This is a genomic window from Streptomyces sp. NPDC098101, from assembly GCF_044760185.1.
Taxonomy (GTDB): Bacteria; Actinomycetota; Actinomycetes; order Streptomycetales; family Streptomycetaceae; genus Streptomyces.
Genome location: NZ_JBIWAS010000001.1, coordinates 193306 through 209582 on the forward strand (window position 1 = coordinate 193306; position 16277 = coordinate 209582).

General features: G+C 71.8%; 17 protein-coding genes and 1 pseudogene. 3 read left to right on the forward strand and 15 right to left on the reverse strand.

The window, feature by feature from the left end; translation table 11 throughout:
- Position 1 precedes the first annotated feature (1 nt).
- The 13 genes from ACIQVI_RS00835 to ACIQVI_RS00895 all read right to left on the reverse strand — a co-directional run bounded on the left by ACIQVI_RS00835 (position 2) and on the right by ACIQVI_RS00895 (position 13070).
- Complete coding sequence (locus ACIQVI_RS00835) at positions 2-889, reverse strand: ABC transporter permease (protein ID WP_351971704.1); 888 nt, start codon at positions 887-889, stop codon at positions 2-4.
- The gene (locus tag ACIQVI_RS00840) at positions 876-1670 is read right to left on the reverse strand and encodes an ABC transporter ATP-binding protein (protein ID WP_403589652.1); all 795 of its coding nucleotides are present in this window, start codon (positions 1668-1670) and stop codon (positions 876-878) included. The genes ACIQVI_RS00835 and ACIQVI_RS00840 overlap by 14 nt, the downstream gene beginning before the upstream one ends.
- A 37-nt stretch (positions 1671-1707) precedes the next feature.
- Entirely contained in the window at positions 1708-2832 is a 1125-nt protein-coding gene (locus tag ACIQVI_RS00845) for an aliphatic sulfonate ABC transporter substrate-binding protein (protein WP_351971706.1), read from the reverse strand.
- 209 nt (positions 2833-3041) lie between these two features.
- Positions 3042-4385 carry a sulfate adenylyltransferase subunit 1 gene (locus ACIQVI_RS00850; RefSeq protein ID WP_403589654.1) on the reverse strand — a complete coding sequence of 448 codons (1344 nt, stop codon included), beginning with the start codon at positions 4383-4385 and terminating at the stop codon, positions 3042-3044.
- The gene (gene cysD / locus ACIQVI_RS00855; protein ID WP_403589656.1) at positions 4385-5320 is read right to left on the reverse strand and encodes a sulfate adenylyltransferase subunit CysD; all 936 of its coding nucleotides are present in this window, start codon (positions 5318-5320) and stop codon (positions 4385-4387) included. The genes ACIQVI_RS00850 and cysD overlap by 1 nt, the downstream gene beginning before the upstream one ends.
- Positions 5317-5898: an adenylyl-sulfate kinase gene (gene cysC, locus ACIQVI_RS00860; protein WP_161373340.1), complete on the reverse strand. Its 582-nt coding sequence runs from the start codon at positions 5896-5898 to the stop codon at positions 5317-5319. Before cysC ends, cysD begins: the two co-directional genes overlap by 4 nt.
- The gene (locus ACIQVI_RS00865; protein WP_403589658.1) at positions 5898-6605 is read right to left on the reverse strand and encodes a phosphoadenylyl-sulfate reductase; all 708 of its coding nucleotides are present in this window, start codon (positions 6603-6605) and stop codon (positions 5898-5900) included. Before ACIQVI_RS00865 ends, cysC begins: the two co-directional genes overlap by 1 nt.
- Positions 6602-6781 (reverse strand): hypothetical protein, encoded by a 180-nt coding sequence (locus ACIQVI_RS00870; protein WP_351973524.1) that lies wholly within the window; start codon positions 6779-6781, stop codon positions 6602-6604. The genes ACIQVI_RS00865 and ACIQVI_RS00870 overlap by 4 nt, the downstream gene beginning before the upstream one ends.
- Positions 6778-8475: a nitrite/sulfite reductase gene (locus tag ACIQVI_RS00875; protein WP_403589660.1), complete on the reverse strand. Its 1698-nt coding sequence runs from the start codon at positions 8473-8475 to the stop codon at positions 6778-6780. The genes ACIQVI_RS00870 and ACIQVI_RS00875 overlap by 4 nt, the downstream gene beginning before the upstream one ends.
- A 137-nt stretch (positions 8476-8612) precedes the next feature.
- Complete coding sequence (locus ACIQVI_RS00880) at positions 8613-8696, reverse strand: putative leader peptide (RefSeq protein WP_310591794.1); 84 nt, start codon at positions 8694-8696, stop codon at positions 8613-8615.
- 172 nt (positions 8697-8868) lie between these two features.
- Positions 8869-9438 carry a GNAT family N-acetyltransferase gene (locus ACIQVI_RS00885; RefSeq protein WP_351973187.1) on the reverse strand — a complete coding sequence of 190 codons (570 nt, stop codon included), beginning with the start codon at positions 9436-9438 and terminating at the stop codon, positions 8869-8871.
- Positions 9439-9751: 313 nt separating this feature from the next.
- Positions 9752-11068, reverse strand: coding sequence for a GAF domain-containing protein (locus tag ACIQVI_RS00890; RefSeq protein WP_403589662.1), 1317 nt, complete (start codon positions 11066-11068; stop codon positions 9752-9754).
- Positions 11069-11414: 346 nt separating this feature from the next.
- Positions 11415-13070, reverse strand: coding sequence for an acyl-CoA dehydrogenase family protein (locus ACIQVI_RS00895; RefSeq protein WP_403589664.1), 1656 nt, complete (start codon positions 13068-13070; stop codon positions 11415-11417).
- 17 nt (positions 13071-13087) lie between these two features.
- Here ACIQVI_RS00895 and ACIQVI_RS00900 point away from each other — a divergent pair, with 17 nt between their 5' ends.
- Positions 13088-14212: a YihY/virulence factor BrkB family protein gene (locus ACIQVI_RS00900; protein ID WP_351973184.1), complete on the forward strand. Its 1125-nt coding sequence runs from the start codon at positions 13088-13090 to the stop codon at positions 14210-14212.
- A gap of 14 nt (positions 14213-14226) precedes the next feature.
- The gene (locus ACIQVI_RS00905; RefSeq protein ID WP_403589667.1) at positions 14227-14961 is read left to right on the forward strand and encodes a helix-turn-helix domain-containing protein; all 735 of its coding nucleotides are present in this window, start codon (positions 14227-14229) and stop codon (positions 14959-14961) included.
- On the opposite strand, the gene ACIQVI_RS00910 is transcribed toward ACIQVI_RS00905, so the two are convergent.
- Complete coding sequence (locus ACIQVI_RS00910; protein WP_403589669.1) at positions 14898-15317, reverse strand: VOC family protein; 420 nt, start codon at positions 15315-15317, stop codon at positions 14898-14900. The genes ACIQVI_RS00905 and ACIQVI_RS00910 overlap by 64 nt on opposite strands.
- A 376-nt stretch (positions 15318-15693) precedes the next feature.
- Between ACIQVI_RS00910 and ACIQVI_RS00915 the strand changes: the two genes are divergently transcribed.
- Positions 15694-16167: a transposase gene (locus ACIQVI_RS00915; RefSeq protein WP_403589671.1), complete on the forward strand. Its 474-nt coding sequence runs from the start codon at positions 15694-15696 to the stop codon at positions 16165-16167.
- On the opposite strand, the pseudogene ACIQVI_RS00920 reads toward ACIQVI_RS00915, so the two are convergent.
- Positions 16078-16263, reverse strand: a pseudogene (locus ACIQVI_RS00920) (transposase); the annotation flags it as partial. The gene ACIQVI_RS00915 and the pseudogene ACIQVI_RS00920 sit on opposite strands and share 90 nt — an antisense overlap.
- Positions 16264-16277: the final 14 nt, after the last annotated feature.

Consider the following 16277-nt stretch of genomic DNA (forward strand, 5'->3'; position numbering starts at 1 on the left):
TTCACTTCACGAGCAGGCCGCGGCTGCGGAGCACCCACCGCTCCAGCGGACTGAAGATCAGCAGGTCGATCGCGATGCCGACGACCAGGATCAGCAGGATCGCCAGGAACACGCCGGGCAGGTCGATGTTGTTCCGGCCGTTCTCCAGGAGCTGGCCCAGGCCGAGGCCCAGGTCCGGCGAGGAGGCGATGATCTCGGCGGCCATCAGCGAGCGCCAGGAGAACGCCCAGCCCTGCTTCAGGCCCGCCAGGTAGCCGGGCAGCGCGGCCGGGAGGACCACGTGCCAGGTGCCCTTGAGGCCGGTGGCGCCCATGGTGCGGCCGGCCCGCAGGAACAGCGGCGGGACCTGGTCCACGCCGGAGACCAGACCGTTGGCGATGGACGGGACGGCGCCGAGCAGGATGACGGTGAACATCATCGCGTCGTTCAGGCCGAACCAGAGCACGGCCGGCGGCACCCACGCCACCGAGGGCAGCGACTGCAGACCGGACAGGATCGGGCCGATCGCGGCGCGCACGAACTTCACCCGGGCCACGAGCAGGCCCAGCGGGGTGCCGATGGCCAGGGCCAGCAGGAAGCCGGCCAGGCCCCGGGACACGCTGGTCCAGATGACTTCCAGGAGGGTGCCCTGGAGCCACATGTCGGTCAGGCCGTCCCACACCGCGGACGGCGCGGGCAGCTTGGTCTCCTCGGTGATCCCGGCGGAGACGAGGACCTGCCAGACGGCGAGGACCAGGGCGACGGCGAGGGTGGGCGGGAGGACCTTCTTGACGAGGACCTCGCGGACCGGGGTGCGGCGGATCTCGACCGCGTCCAGGGCGTCGAGCCCGGCTTCCAGACCGGCGAGGTCGTCCTTCTTGACCGCCGCGGCGGTGTCAGTGCTGGCCATGGCGGCGGATCTCCCCACGCAGGTGTTCAGTGATCTCGACGGACAGCTCGGCCACGTCCGCGTCCTCGATGCGGCGCGGCTGCGGGATGTCCACGGTCCACTCCTTGGCCACCCGGCCGGGCCGGGAGGAGAGCAGGACCACGCGCTGGGCGAGGCGGACGGCCTCGCGCACGTTGTGGGTGACGAAGAGGACGGAGAGACTGGTCTCTTCCCAGATGCGGGTCAGCTCGCCGTGCAGCACGTCGCGCGTGATGGCGTCCAGGGCCGCGAACGGCTCGTCCATCAGGAGCAGTTGGCTGTCCTGGGCGAGCGCCCGGGCGAGGGCCACCCGCTGCCTCATGCCGCCGGACAGCTCGTGCACCCGCTTGCCGTACGCGCCGCCGAGCCGGACCAGTTCGAGCAGCCGCTCGGCCTCCGGCCTGCGCTCCGCCCGGGGCACCCCGCGCAGCCGCAGGGCGAGTTCGATGTTCTTGCCCGCGGTCAGCCACGGGAAGAGGGCGTGCTCCTGGAACATCAGGGCCGGCCGGCCGCCCGGGGTCTCGATGGACCCCTGGGTCGGCCGGTCGAGGCCCGCGACCAGGTTCAGCAGGGTGGACTTGCCGCACCCCGAGGCCCCCAGGATGGTGACGAACTCGCCGGGCGCGACGTCGAGGGTGACGTCGTCCAGGACGAGCTGGTTACCGGCCGGGCCGGAGAAGGACTTCGAGACGTGCTCGATCCGGGCGGCGTGCGTCCGCTCCGCCGCCGTGTCCTCGGCCGCCTTGGCGAGTGTCGTGGCCATGGTCGTCACCTCCTGGGGTTCGTGGATTCGCCTGCGGTTACTTGACGCCGAGACCGGCGTCGGAGACCTCGGGCTGACCTGCGGCCTTCAGCACCTTGTTGAGGAGCGTCAGGTCGTAGATGCCGGCCAGGTCGGGCTGCTTGATGAGCCCGGCCTTGACCGCCCACTCGGACTGGGTCTTCAGCGTCGCGGCCAGCGGGTCGTTGGTGATCGCGATGCTGGGCCACGCCGGGTCGATGACCTTGGCGTCCAGGGCCTTGCCGCTGAGGCTCTTCAGAGCCGCGTTGGCCGACTCCTTGGCCTTGTCCGGGTTGGCGTTGATCCACTCGTTGGTCTTCACCGTCCCCTTGAGGACGGCCTCGACGACGTCCGGGTGCTCCGCGAGGAACTTCTGCGACACGATGATGTTCGTGATCACGAACTTCTTGTCGGGCCACAGGGTGGTCTCGTCCAGGAGGACGGATCCGCCCTGGGAGACCAGCTTGGACGCGGTCGGCTCCGGCACCCACGCGCCGTCGATCGAACCGGACTTGAAGGCGTCCGGGGTGACCTTGTTGTCCGTGCGGACGACCGAGACGTCACCCTTGCCGGACTCCGGGTCGACCTTCCAGCCCTTCTCGGAGATCCAGTTGAGGAGCGCGACGTCCTGCGTGTTCCCCTTCTGCGGGGTGGCGATCTTCTTGCCCTTGAGGTCGTCCAGGGTCTTGATCTTGTCCGGGTTCACCACCAGCTTCACGCCGCCCGAGGCGGAGCCGGAGACGATCCGCAGGTTCTTGCCCTTGGACTTGACGTACGCGTTGATGGAGGGCGAGGGGCCGATGAAGCCGATGTCGAGGGAGCCGCCGTTGAGCGCCTCGATCTCGGACGGGCCGGCGTTGAAGGTCTGGGGCTTCAGCGTCGTGCCGCCCAGCTCCTTCTGGATGAGGCCGTCCTGGACGCCGATCAGCGCGGTGGCGTGCGTCAGGTTCGGGAAGTAGCCGATCCGTACCTCGGAGGCGGAGAGCTTCTTCGCGTCGGCGGCGGCCGGGGCCTTCTTGTCGGCGGGCTCTTCCTTCGTCGCGTCGGAACCGTAGCCGCAGGAGGCGAGTGCGCCGATCAGCAGGGGCAGGGCGGCGGCGGCGAGCAGGCCGCGGCGCGGGGTGGTACGGGTGGTGGAAGGCACGGGAGGTGTTCCCCTCGATTCAGCGTCTTCGAAGTCTGTGTCTGTGTCTGTCACGTACGGGGTGGAGCGGGTGGAGCCGTGTCGCACCGCTCGCGCGGCGCACCGAGGTCAGCACGCACATCGTGCGACACCTCCCCGGCCCGCGCCGAGGGCGCCGGAGCCCACCCGGCCGCCCTCCTTGGCGAAGGTGGCGTAGACGTCCTGGATCATCAGAAGTCCCATCCTTCCTCGTCTTCGACGCTCACGACGGCCTTGGCGGTGGCGAAGGACTCGCCCGCCATGCCGGCCGCGAGGGTGGTGCCGTCGGCCGGGTCGATCAGCAGGAACGAACCGGTGCGGCGGGAGTCCGCGTACGCGTCGAGCGCGAGCGGCTCGGCGGTGCGGACCACGACCCGGCCGATGTCGTTGGCGACCAGCTGCCCGGGGTTCGGGTGCTGGGAGAGGTCGTCCAGGGTCAGCCGCGAGGGGATGTCCTTGACGATCGCCTTGACCGTACGGGTGGTGTGCTTGAGCAGGACCCGCCGGCCTACCGCGAGCGGCTGGTCCGCCACGTGGCAGACCGTCGCCTCGACGTCCTGGCTGGTGGCCGGGGCGTCCCCGGCCGGGGCGATCAGGTCGCCGCGGGAGATGTCGATGTCGTCCGCGAGCCGGATCGTCACCGACTGCGGCGCCCACGCGATGTCGACGGCCTCGCCGAGCGCGTCGATCGCCGTGATCGTGGAGGTCTTCCCGGACGGCAGTACGGTGACCTCCTCGCCGACCCGGAAGGCGCCGGCGGCGATCTGCCCGGCGTAGCCCCGGTAGTCGGGGTGCTCGGCGGTCTGCGGCCGGATCACGTACTGCACCGGGAAGCGGGCGTGGCAGGCCGTCAGGTCGTGGCTGACCGGGACCGTCTCCAGGTGCTCCAGGACCGTCGGACCGCCGTACCAGTCCATGTTCGCCGACGGCTCCACGACGTTGTCCCCGGCGAGTGCGGAGATGGGGATCGCGGTGATCTCGGGGACGCCGAGTTCGGTGGCGTAGGTGGTGAACTCTTCGGCGATGGTGGCGAAGACGGGTTCGGCGTAGTCGACGAGGTCCATTTTGTTGACGGCGAGGACGACGTGGGGGACGCGGAGGAGGGCGGCGACGGCGGCGTGGCGGCGGGTTTGTTCGACGACGCCGTTGCGGGCGTCGACGAGGACGACGGCGAGTTCGGCGGTGGAGGCGCCGGTGACCATGTTGCGGGTGTACTGCACGTGGCCGGGGGTGTCGGCGAGGATGAACCGGCGCCGTGCGGTGGCGAAGTAGCGGTAGGCCACGTCGATGGTGATGCCCTGCTCCCGCTCGGCCCGCAGACCGTCGGTGAGCAGCGCCAGGTCCGGCGCCTCCTGGCCACGGGAGCGCGAGGCGTGCTCCACGGCCTCCAGCTGGTCGGCGAGGACCGACTTGGAGTCGTGCAGCAGCCGGCCCACCAGGGTGGACTTGCCGTCGTCGACGGAACCGGCGGTCGCGAAGCGCAGCAGGGTGGTGGCCGCCGTCAGGTCGGCCGGCTGCTCGGTGGACGTGCTCATTAGAAGTACCCTTCGCGCTTGCGGTCTTCCATCGCGGCCTCGGACATCTTGTCGTCGGCGCGGGTGGCGCCCCGTTCGGTGAGCCGGGAGGCGGCGATCTCCGTGATCACCGCGTCCAGCGTGGTGGCGTCGGAGTCCACCGCACCGGTGCAGGACATGTCCCCCACCGTCCGGTAACGGATCAGACGGGTCTGAACCGTCTCGCCCTCCTTCGGACCGCCCCAGTCACCGGCGGTGAGCCACATGCCGTTGCGGGCGAACACCTCGCGCTCGTGGGCGAAGTAGATCTCCGGGAGCTCGATCCCCTCGCGCTGGATGTACTGCCACACGTCCAGCTCGGTCCAGTTGGACAGCGGGAAGACGCGGACGTGTTCGCCGGGGGCGTGGCGGCCGTTGTAGAGCTGCCACAGCTCGGGGCGCTGGCGGCGCGGGTCCCACTGGGAGAACTCGTCGCGCAGCGAGAAGACGCGTTCCTTGGCCCGGGCCTTCTCCTCGTCGCGGCGTCCGCCGCCGAAGACCGCGTCGAACCGGTGACGCTGGATGGCCTCGGTCAGCGGAACGGTCTGCAGCGGGTTGCGGGTGCCGTCGGGGCGCTCGCGCAGGGTCCCGGCGTCGATGTACTCCTGCACCGAGGCGACGTGGAGGCGCAGGCCGTGCTTTGCGACGGTGCGGTCGCGGTAGTCGATGACCTCGGGGAAGTTGTGCCCGGTGTCGACGTGCAGCAGCGTGAAGGGCACCGGGGCCGGCGCGAACGCCTTCAGGGCCAGGTGCAGCATGACGATGGAGTCCTTGCCACCGGAGAACAGGATCACCGGCCGCTCGAACTCCCCCGCCACCTCACGGAAGATGTGCACCGCCTCGGACTCCAACGAGTCCAGGTGCGACAGCGCGAACGAGCCGTCGGTCGTGTCGTGGACGTGGGCGACAGTGGTCACAGCAGACCCTTCTCGGTGAGCAGCGCGTGGAGCTGCGCCGCGGACTCCTGCACGGTCTGGTTCTGGGACTCGATCCGCAGGTCGGGCGCCTCGGGGGCCTCGTAGGGGTCGTCGACCCCGGTGAGGCCGCTGATCTCGCCCGCCGCCTGCTTGGCGTACAGGCCCTTCACGTCGCGGACGGAGCAGACCTCGACGGGGGTGGCCACGTGCACCTCGACGAAGGCGGTGCCCTCGGCGTGGTGCCGCTTGCGGACGGCCTCGCGGCTGTCGGCGTACGGGGCGATGACCGGCACCAGGACCTTCACGCCGTGCGAGGCGAGCAGCTCGGCGACGAAGCCGATCCGCTGCACGTTGGTGTGCCGGTCCTCGCGGCTGAAGCCGAGGCCCGCCGAGAGGAACTCGCGGATCTCGTCGCCGTCGAGGACCTCGACGCGGTGGCCCTCGCCGCGCAGCCGTCCGGCCAGCTCGTACGCGATGGTCGTCTTGCCGGCGCTCGGCAGGCCGGTGAGCCAGATGGTGGCACCGGTCACGTGGTTCTCCCGGGAGGTCTGTGAAGGGGGGTGGGGGGTCGTGGTCATCAGCCGTGCAGCCCGCACTCGGTCTTGGCGCGGCCCGCCCAGCGTCCGGCGCGGGCGTCCTCGCCCTCCAGGACGCGGCGGGTGCAGGGGGCGCAGCCGACGGAGGCGTACCCGTCCATGAGGAGCGGATTGGTGAGGACGCCGTGCTCCGTGACGTACGCGTCGACGTCGTCCTGGGTCCAGCGGGCGATGGGCGAGACCTTCACCTTGCGGCGCTTCTCGTCCCAGCCGACGACCGGGGTGTTCGCCCGGGTCGGGGACTCGTCGCGGCGCAGTCCGGTGGCCCACGCGCGGTACGAGGTCAGGCCCTCTTCGAGGGGGGCGACCTTGCGCAGCGCGCAGCACCGGTCGGGGTCGCGGTCGTGCAGCTTCGGACCGTACTCGGCGTCCTGCTCGGCCACCGTCTGACGGGGCGTCAGGGTGATGACGTTGACGTCCATGACGGCGTCCACGGCGTCACGGGTGCCGATGGTCTCCTCGAAGTGGTAGCCCGTGTCGAGGAAGACGACGTCCACGCCGGGGCGGACCCGGGAGGCGAGGTGGGCGACGACCGCGTCCTCCATGGAGGAGGTGACGCAGAAGCGCTCGCCGAAGGCGTCGACGGCCCAGCGGAGGATCTCCGTCGCGGGGGCGTCCTCCAGCTCGCGGCCGGCCCGTTCGGCGAGTGCCTTGAGGTCGGCTGCGGTGACGTCCTGAGCGATCGTCATATCCCGTCCCTTCCAGAAGGGTTGGCCGGAGTGCCCGGGGCGAGCAGCCCCAGGAACTTCAGCTGGAAGGCCCGGCTGCACGCGGCGCACTCCCAGGCGCCGTGACCCTGCTCGTTGGGACGCAGGTCCTCGTCGCCGCAGTAGGGGCAGAAGAACGGTGCGGCGCGCTCGCTCATGACAGCGCCTCCTCGGAGGCGCGGGCCGCCCAGGTCGCGAAGCGCTCGCCGGTCTCGCGCTCCGCCTGGAAGCGCTTGAGGACCCGCTCCACGTAGTCGGGGAGTTCGGCCGCGGTGACCTTGAGGCCGCGGACCTTGCGGCCGAAGCCGGCCTCCAGGCCGAGCGCGCCGCCCAGGTGCACCTGGTAGCCCTCGACGCGGTTGCCCGCGTCGTCCAGGACGAGCTGGCCCTTGAGGCCGATGTCCGCGACCTGGATGCGGGCGCAGGCGTTCGGGCAGCCGTTGATGTTGATGGTCAGCGGCTCGTCGAACTCCGGGATCCGGCGCTCCAGTTCGTCGATGAGCGAGGAGCCGCGGCCCTTCGTCTCGACGATCGCCAGCTTGCAGAACTCGATGCCGGTGCAGGCCATCGTGCCGCGCCGGAAGGGCGAGGGGGTGACCCGCAGGTCGAGCGCCTCCAGGGCGGCGACGAGCGAGTCGACCTGGTTCTCCTCGATGTCCAGGACGAGCATCTTCTGCTCGGCGGTGGTGCGGACCCGGCCGGAGCCGTGCGCCTCGGCGACCTCGGCGATCTTCGTCAGGGTGGCGCCGTCGACGCGGCCGACGCGGGGCGCGAAGCCGACGTAGAACCGGCCGTCCTTCTGCCGGTGGACGCCGACGTGGTCGCGCCAGCGGCCGGCGGGCTGCTCGGGGGCCGGACCGTCCGTCAGCTTCCGCTTCAGGTACTCGTCCTCCAGGACCTGACGGAACTTCTCCGGGCCCCAGTCGGCGACGAGGAACTTCAGGCGGGCGCGGTTGCGCAGCCGCCGGTAGCCGTAGTCGCGGAAGATCGAGATGACGCCCTCGTACACGTCGGGGACCTCGTCGAGGGAGACCCAGGTGCCGAGGCGGACGCCGAGCTTGGGGTTGGTGGACAGGCCGCCGCCGACCCACACGTCGAAGCCGGGGCCGTGCTCCGGGTGGTGCACGCCGACGAAGGCGATGTCGTTGATCTCGTGCGCCACGTCGAGCAGCGGCGAGCCGGAGACCGCCGACTTGAACTTGCGGGGCAGGTTCGAGAAGTCCTTGTTGCCGACGATGCGGCGGTAGATCTCCTCGATGGCGGGCGTGCCGTCGATGATCTCGTCGGCGGCGATGCCGGCGACGGGGGAGCCGAGGATGACGCGCGGGGTGTCGCCGCAGGCCTCGGTGGTGGACAGGCCGACCGCCTCCAGGCGGTTCCAGATCTCGGGGACGTCCTCGATGCGGATCCAGTGGTACTGGACGTTCTGCCGGTCCGTGATGTCGGCGGTGCCCCGGGCGAACTCCTCGGAGATCTCGCCGACGACCCGCAGCTGCTCGGTGGTCAGCCGGCCGCCGTCGATGCGGACCCGGAGCATGAAGTACTCGTCGTCCAGCTCCTCCGGCTCCAGGACGCCGGTCTTGGTGCCGTCCAGACCCTGCTTGCGCTGGGTGTAGAGGCCCCACCAGCGCATCCGTCCGCGCAGGTCGTTGGGGTCGATGGAGTCGAAGCCGCGCTTCGAGTAGACCGTCTCAATACGTGTCCGCACATTGAGACCGTCGTCGTCCTTCTTGAACTGCTCATTGCCGTTCAGGGGGGTGAAGTGCCCCACGGCCCACTGACCCTCGCCGCGGTGGCGTCCGACCTTGCGGCGGGCGGCGGCGGGGGCGTGGTTTTCCGGGGTGGCGGCCATGGCGTTTCGTCCTTCGGGACTGCGAGAGGGCGGCTCTGACCTGCACACTCGCGCTCGGGTCGGAGGGTGGCGCGGCAGTGCGCAGCAGGATGGGGCAGAGTCGGGTGGAAAGGGTGATCGCGGCGGTGCTGGTTCCCTCAGCGCGCCGGACAGATGGCGCTGGACATGCGGCCGAGGTCGACGTGCCGCCGACTCACCAAGGCAATTCCAGTTCCAGACATGGCGGAAGCGTGTCACGGGACTTTGGAACCAGTCCAGCATCGTCCATCATTTGGACATTGTCGTCTCGTAGAACGAGATGGTGTGTGCTGCGTCACGCGGAAGGGGCCCGGGGGAGGCCCTCCGGACCCCCTCCCCGAACCCCTTCCGGCGACCGGTCTCGGGCGGCTGTCCTCAGGCGTACGCGCCGGGCCACGGGCCGGGCGTCTCGCTCTCCTCGGCCTGCTCCACCTTGGTGTCGAACAGCCGGAAGCCGCGCCGCTCGTAGTTGGCCATGGCGTGCGGGCCGTCGAGCGAGCAGGTGTGCAGCCAGACGCGCTCCGTCGCCTCCCGGCCGGGCCAGCGGTCGGCCAGGTCCCAGGCGCGGGCCGTCGCGTACGACAGCAGGTGACCGCCGATCCGGCGGCCCCGGAAGGCCGGGATCAGGCCGAAGTAGACGATCTCCACCACGCCGTCGGCCTGGGCCTCCAGCTCCACGTACCCGGCCGGCGTCCCCTTCTCGTACGCCACCCAGATCTCGGCGCCCGGCCTCTCGACGATCTCCTGCCACTGCTTGTACGTCAGGGACAGCCGGTCGGACCAGCGGATGTCGCCGCCGACGGCGGTGTAGAGGAAGCGGCTGAACTCCGCCGACGGCACCTCGGCGCGCCGGATCGCCACGTCGTCGCCCTCCGGCGGGGTGGCGGGGCGCAGGTCGGACGGGGAGGTCTGTTCGAGGGACCAGGTGGTGAGAGTGATGCTCATGGGGCCATCGCATCACGCGGAGCACGAGATTCCCAGAGCGGCCCCGGGGGAGGGGGAGGAGCGGGGAGACGGGTGTCCGCATGGTGGACAGGGGGGTGCCTCCGTACGGAACGGACTCCGGCGACCCGCACCCCGCGCGTCACACCGCCCCCCCGGCACCCGCCTACGTCACCGGCCCGCCAGGCACCCGTCCACGTCACCCCGGCAGCCCCGCACCCTCACCCGCCACCCCGGTCCCCGCGCGTCACCCCGGCCGCCAGGCGCCCGCCCGGCAGCCGCCTACGTTCACCCGCCCGCCCGGCACCCGCCCACGTCACCCCGGCCGTCCCGGCCGCCCCGCCCTCGCCCGTACCGCCCGTACCGCCGGTGCCGTCGAGTGCGGGAGCAGGTCCGCCGGCTGCTCCGGGCGCAGGACCTCCACCGTCACCTCCTCGCGGAAGCGGTACGGGCGGTGGGCCAGGACCCCCGCCAGGGTCCGGCGCACCCGGGACATCTCGGCCCGCACGGTCACCGTCCTCGTACGGTCCCCGAACACGTCCTCGGCCAGCTCCGCCGCCGTCCGCCCGTCCCGGTGCAGCGCCAGGACGCAGAGCAGCTCGGCGTGCCGGGGGCTGAGCTCCTGCTGCCAGCCGCCCGCCGGGCCCGAGACGGACACCGTCCAGCGGCGCGGCCGGCTCAGGTCGAGGACCACCCGCTGCGGCGCCTCCGCGTCCGGCTTCCCGGCCCCCGGCCCGTCCTCGACCCGCAGCAGCCAGCCGCCCGGCAGCGGCTCCACCGCGCAGGTCCCGAGCGAGGGCAGCCAGACCCGCCCGGCACGGAAGGACTTGGGCAGCGGGATCCGGTCCACCGGCGCGAGCCCCGTCACCGCCGCCGTCCAGCCGTGCGCGTCCACCGCGACGGCCCGGCCGCCCACCCGGCACAGGATCGGCGCGGCGACCGCCCGCAGCCGCTCGACCGACCGGCGATGCCGCTCCCGCATCTCGGCCTCGGCGAGCTGCGCCACCGAGTCGACCAGGGCCAGCATCGCCGGATGGAAGGTGGACGCCGGACCGCTCACGTCGAGGATCCCCAGGAGCCGCCGGTCGCGCGGGTCGCGCACGGGCGCGGCGGCGCAGGTCCAGTTGTGCAGCGTGTGCAGGTAGTGCTCGGCGGAGTGGACCTGTACCGCCCGGCCCAGGGCGAGCGCCGTGCCGACCGCGTTGGTGCCGGTCGTGTGCTCGGTCCAGGCCGCGCCCTCCTCCAGGCAGATGCCGTTCGCCCGCCGCAGCACCCCGGAGTTCCCCTGCCGCCACAGCACCCGGCCGTGCTCGTCGGTGACCACCATGATCTGGAGGGAGGCGTCGGCGATGCCGGCGAGCCCCCGGGTCAGGGTCTGCATGACCTCGGCGAGGAGCGTGGTCCTGCGCCGCTCCTCCAGCTCGTCGCGGTGGAGCAGCACGGTGCTGGTGCCCTGGTCGGGGTCGAGGCCGAGCCGGGCCATCCGCTGCCAGGACGCGTCGATGACCGGACGGGGCGCGATCGGCGGCGTCCGGCCCGCCAGCGTCTCCTCGCGCACCCGGTGCAGCAGCCGGGTGGCCCGGGCGGCGTCCATGGCGGCCAGCCGCTTCATGTCGAGCTGCGTGTTCTTCATCGGTCTCTCCCCGCCACCCGGGTGCTGTATCGGTTCTGCACAGGGCAGACGACCGGGGTTCCGCACGGGGCGGACGTCCGGAGCGTCGGTGCCCATCGTGCCGTCCGGGACCGTCCGGCGAGACCCGGTTCGGGTAATCCTGCAACCCTTTGCAACTCTCGCCCTCACCCGCCCTCCTGGGCGAGCCTTGGACGAGCGGCGGGTGGTGCCGTGTCGGCGCAGCACCACCCCCGCTTTTTCGCGCGCCCGCGCGCGGGGACGCGCCTGACGCCCGCACGCGCACGGATACGGATACGGATACGGATACACGTACAGATGGGCGTACGGATACGGGCGTGCCCGACCCCTACACCTCCACCCGCGCCCGCTCCACCACCGACCGCAGGTCCAGGGTGTGCGGCAGCGTCCCGAAGGCCGCGCCGCCGTCCCCGCCGAGCCGCGCCGCGCAGAACGCGTCCGCCACCTCCGGCGGGGCCCACCGCACGAGCAGCGCCCCCTGGAGCACCAGGGCCATCCGCTCCACCAGCCGCCGCGCCCGCGCCTCGATCCCGTCCAGGTCCGCCAGCTCCGCGAGCAGCTCCCGCACCGCCCGGTCGAACCGGTGGTCCGCGCCCCGCGCCGCCCCGACCTCCCGCAGGAAGGCGTCCAGCGAGAGCGGTTCGGTCCGCAGCACCCGGACCACGTCCAGGGCCTGCACGTTCCCCGAGCCCTCCCAGACCGAGTTGAGCGGCGACTCCCGCAGCAGCCGGGGCATCCCGGACTCCTCCACGTACCCGTTGCCGCCCAGGCACTCCAGGGCCTCGGTCACCACCGGCGTACACCGCTTGGTCACCCAGTACTTCGCCACCGGCACCGCGATCCGCAGCAGCGCCCGCTCCCGCGCCGCGTCCTCCCCACCGTCCTCCGCCGCGTCGTACGCCGCCGCCAGCCGCATCCCGAGGACCGTCGCCGCCTCCGACTCCAGGGCCAGGTCGGCCAGCACGTTCCGCATCAGCGGCTTCTCGGCCAGCGGCCCGCCGAAGGCGCTCCGGTACGCGCAGTGGTGCACGGCCTGCGCCACCGCCTGCCGCATCAGCGCCGCCGAGCCGAGCACGCAGTCGAGCCGGGTCGCCGCCACCATCCCCATGATCGAGCGGACCCCGCGCCCCTCCTCGCCGATCCGGCGCGCCCACGTCGTCCCGTCGAACTCCACCTCGGCCGAGGCGTTCGACCGGTTGCCCAGCTTGTCCTTCAGGCGCTGGATCGCGAACGCGTTGCGCGAGCCGTCCGCGAGCACCCGGGGCACCAGGAAGCACGTGAGCCCCGCCGGGGCCTGCGCGAGGACCAGGAAGGCGTCCGACATCGGCGCCGAGCAGAACCACTTGTGCCCGGTCAGGACGTACTCGCCCGCCGCCGCCAGCGGGCTCGCCTCCGTCGTGTTCGCCCGGACGTCGCTGCCGCCCTGCTTCTCCGTCATCGCCATCCCGAGCAGCACGCCCGGCTTCTCCGCGACCGGCAGCAGCGCCCGCTCGTACACGTGCGAGCGGGCCGCCGGCTCCCAGACCTCGGCGAGCTCCGGCTCGATCCGCAGCGCGGGCACCGCCGCGTGGGTCATCGACAGCGGGCAGCCGTGCCCCGCCTCCGCCTGCGTCGCCACCAGGAACCCGGCGGCGCGCCGCACGTGCCCGCCCGGCCGGTCCCACGCGTCGGTCAGACCGGCCGATACGGAACGCCCCAGGAGCCGGTGCCAGGCCGGATGGAAGCGGACCTCGTCGACCCGGTGGCCGTAGCGGTCGTGGGTCCGCAGGCGGGGCGGGTTCTCGTTCGCCTGCTCGCCCCACTCCCGCACCTGCTCCGAACCCGTCGCCCGGCCGAGCAGCGCGAGCGACCCCCGGGCCTCCTCGAACAGCCCCGGACCGAGGTGCCGCTCGACCGCCTCGACCAGGGCACGGTCGCCCGTGAAGACGTCGTACCCCACCAGGGGAGGGGGCTGATTGGTCACTGTGTGGGTGGTCCGCGCCATGCGGATACGGTAAGCAGGTGCAGGCAGCAAGCGAAACACCCGAACGGCCCGACCGGCGGCCCTGGAGCAAGCTCCACCGCGCCCGCGTCCTCTACCGCAACGTCTCGAAGCGGAAGATGGTCTGGCTGCTCCTCAAGGACACCGTCAACTCGTGCATCGAGTACCGGATCCTCGGGCTCGCCGCCGAGGCGGCGTTCTTCACCCTGCTGTCCCTGCCGCCCCTGCTCCTCGGCCTGATCGCCCTCCTGGGCTACGCCGACGACTGGACCAACACCGACACCGTCACCAGCATCCAGGAGAACATCCTCCGCGCCGCCGGAACGGTCCTCTCCGACCGGGGCGTCGAGGAGATCGCCAAACCGGTCCTGGACGACGTCACCCGGGGCAAACGGCCCGACCTGATCTCCCTCGGCTTCGCCATCGCCCTCTGGTCGGGCTCCCGCGCGGTGAACGTCTTCATCGACACCATCACCGTCATGTACGGCCTCGACGGCCACCGCGGCATCGTGAAGACCCGGCTGCTGGCCTTCCTGCTCTACCTCGTGGCCCTGGTCATCGGCGCCGTCGTGCTGCCCCTGGCCGTCGTCGGCCCCGACCGGGTCGTCGAACTCATCCCCTGGGGGACGGAGGTCGTCTCCGTCCTGTACTGGCCGGCCGTCATCCTCCTCTCCATCGCCTTCCTCACCACGCTCTACCACGTGTCCGTGCCCGTCAGGTCGCCGTGGATCGAGGACATCCCCGGCGCCCTCGTCGCGCTCGCCATGTGGGTCCTCGGCAGCTTCCTGCTGCGCATCTACCTCACCAGCCAGGTCGAGGGCCCCACCATCTACGGCTCGCTCGCCGCCCCCATCGCCGTCCTCCTCTGGATCGGCGTCTCCGCCTTCGCCGTCCTCGTCGGCGCCGCCGTCAACGCCGCCATCGACCGCGTCTGGCCCTCCGTCGCCACCGCCGCCGCCCGCGAGGCCAACGAACGCGCCCGCGCCGTCCAGGCGGCGGAACTCGTCGCCCGCGTCCGCGCCGAGGCCGACGACGTCGACGAGGACGACCCGGACATGCCCTCCGAGTTCCCCGAACGCTGGTCGAAGTTCCTCCCCCCGGACGACGTGAAGTCCCGGCTGCACTCGGGCTGGGAGAAGGACTGACACCGGGAGGACCGTTGTACGAGGAACGCCCGGCCCGCCTCGCCGGAGCCGTCCTGTGGACCGCCACGACGGACCCGGCGGCCTCGGCCCACCCGATCCTCCCCGACGGCTGCATGGACCTCATCTGGGCCGACGGCCGCCTCCTGGTCGCCGGACCCGACACGCGCGCGCACGTGCCGACGGACACCGCCGCCCGGTACGCCGGACTCCGCTTCGCCCCCGGCGACGCGCCCCGCGTCCTCGGCGTCCCGGCCCGCGAACTGCGCGACCGCCTGGTTCCCCTGGAAGCCCTGTGGCCCGGGGCCGAGGCCCGCCGAACCGGCGAACGGATCACGGAAGCCCCCGACCCGGCCACGGCCCTGGAGGGGTTCGTACGGCTCCGGGCCGCCGACGCCCCCGCGCCCGACCCGCTCCTGCGGACCGTCGTGGCGCGCCTCGCCGCCGGCCGCCCGGTCGCGGAGACGGCCGACGCGGTCGGGCTCGGCGCCCGTCAGCTCCACCGCCGCTCCCTCGACGCCTTCGGCTACGGCCCCAAGACCCTCGCCCGGATCCTCCGCCTCCAGCGCGCCCTCGCCCTCGTCCGCTCCGGCGTGCCGTACGCCGAGACCGCCGCCCGCACGGGCTGCGCGGACCAGGCCCACCTGGCCCGCGAGGTCCGCGCGCTCACGGGCACGACGCTCGGTGCCTACACGGCCTCGTCGGCGAACAACGACACCGCACCCCCGTCCGGATCGAGGACCACCGCGTAACGCTGCCCCCAGACCGCGTCCCAGGGCTCCAGGTGCCCCCGGTACCCGGCGGCGACCAGCTCCCCGTACAACGCGTCCACGTCCGCAGGCGCCCCGCACCGGAAGGCCGGCTCGATCCGGTGCCCGCCCCCGGGCCGCGTCCACCCCGGATCGAAGGACCGGACCACCTCCTCGGTGTCCCACGCGAACCGCACCCCACCGGGCAGCACCACCTCCACGTGCGACGCCTCCTCGACCCCCTCGGGAACCTCCAGCCCGAGCCGCCGGTAGAAGGCGAGCGAGGCGGCCATGTCGGAGACGACGAGCCCGATCAGATCGAACCGGGGAACGAGAGCGGTACAGGGTGTGGTGTCCATACGCCGCACGCTAGGGCGCACTCGCCCTCCGGGTCTTGTACGAATCGGACACGGCCTCCGGGGGTAAACCTGTGACACGTTCCCGACGGCTAGACCGCCGCCAACCCCCCGCTATGCACGGGCATGCATGCCGCGCGCGCCGTACTCCCTCCTCTGAGCGGTCCGAGGGCCAGCCCCACGTCGATCTTGCTCCGGAAGAACTGAATGCGCAGCGCAGGACCCGCTTACAAAGAGTGCAGGTCGGACCCGTACGTTCCCTTGTGTTGCCGACGCCGTAGTAACTGCCCGCGCCGAAGACGGCCACCGAGACGCATCACTACTGATCTTTTCGTTAGTTCCGTGGGCGTGATGACGTAGTTGGTGGGATCCTGGTGGCGTGTCTTTCAAGCCATCGCCAGCTGTTCCTCCTTTGACGCGGCCGCAGTTGGCCGAGGCGCGTCGTGTACGGGCGGCCGAGTTGTTCGAGCAGGGGCGTTCGGGTGCCGAGATCGCGCGGATGCTGGGTGTCAGCGAGGAGAGTGTGCGGCGGTGGAGACGGGTCTGGGACGAGGGCGGTGCCGACGGGCTGCGTCGGCGTCCGGCCACCGGGTGTCCGCCCAAGCTGGACGATGCCCAGGTCGAGCGGGTGCGGATCGCGCTGGGGCAGGGCGCCGGGCCCATGGCTTCGAGACTGATTTGTGGACGCTGGAACGGGTCGGTATTGATCAGAAACTCATTGGGTTCACTCGTCGAGGATGTAGCGGATGTGCGGGGCTTTGAATTAGCCGGTGACGACGTGGGGCTGACGCTGTCGGCGGTGGAAGAACCTGCGGGTTTCAGTGGCGAGTTCGCCTGGGTCCTGGCCCGGTGAGTGTTGGGGAAGGATTTGTTTGAGGTCGGAGTTGACCAGCTCGTCGGGGTTGAGCTCGGGTGAGTACGAGGGCAGGAAGTGCAGCTCGATCTCGTCACTGAGCCTTTTCC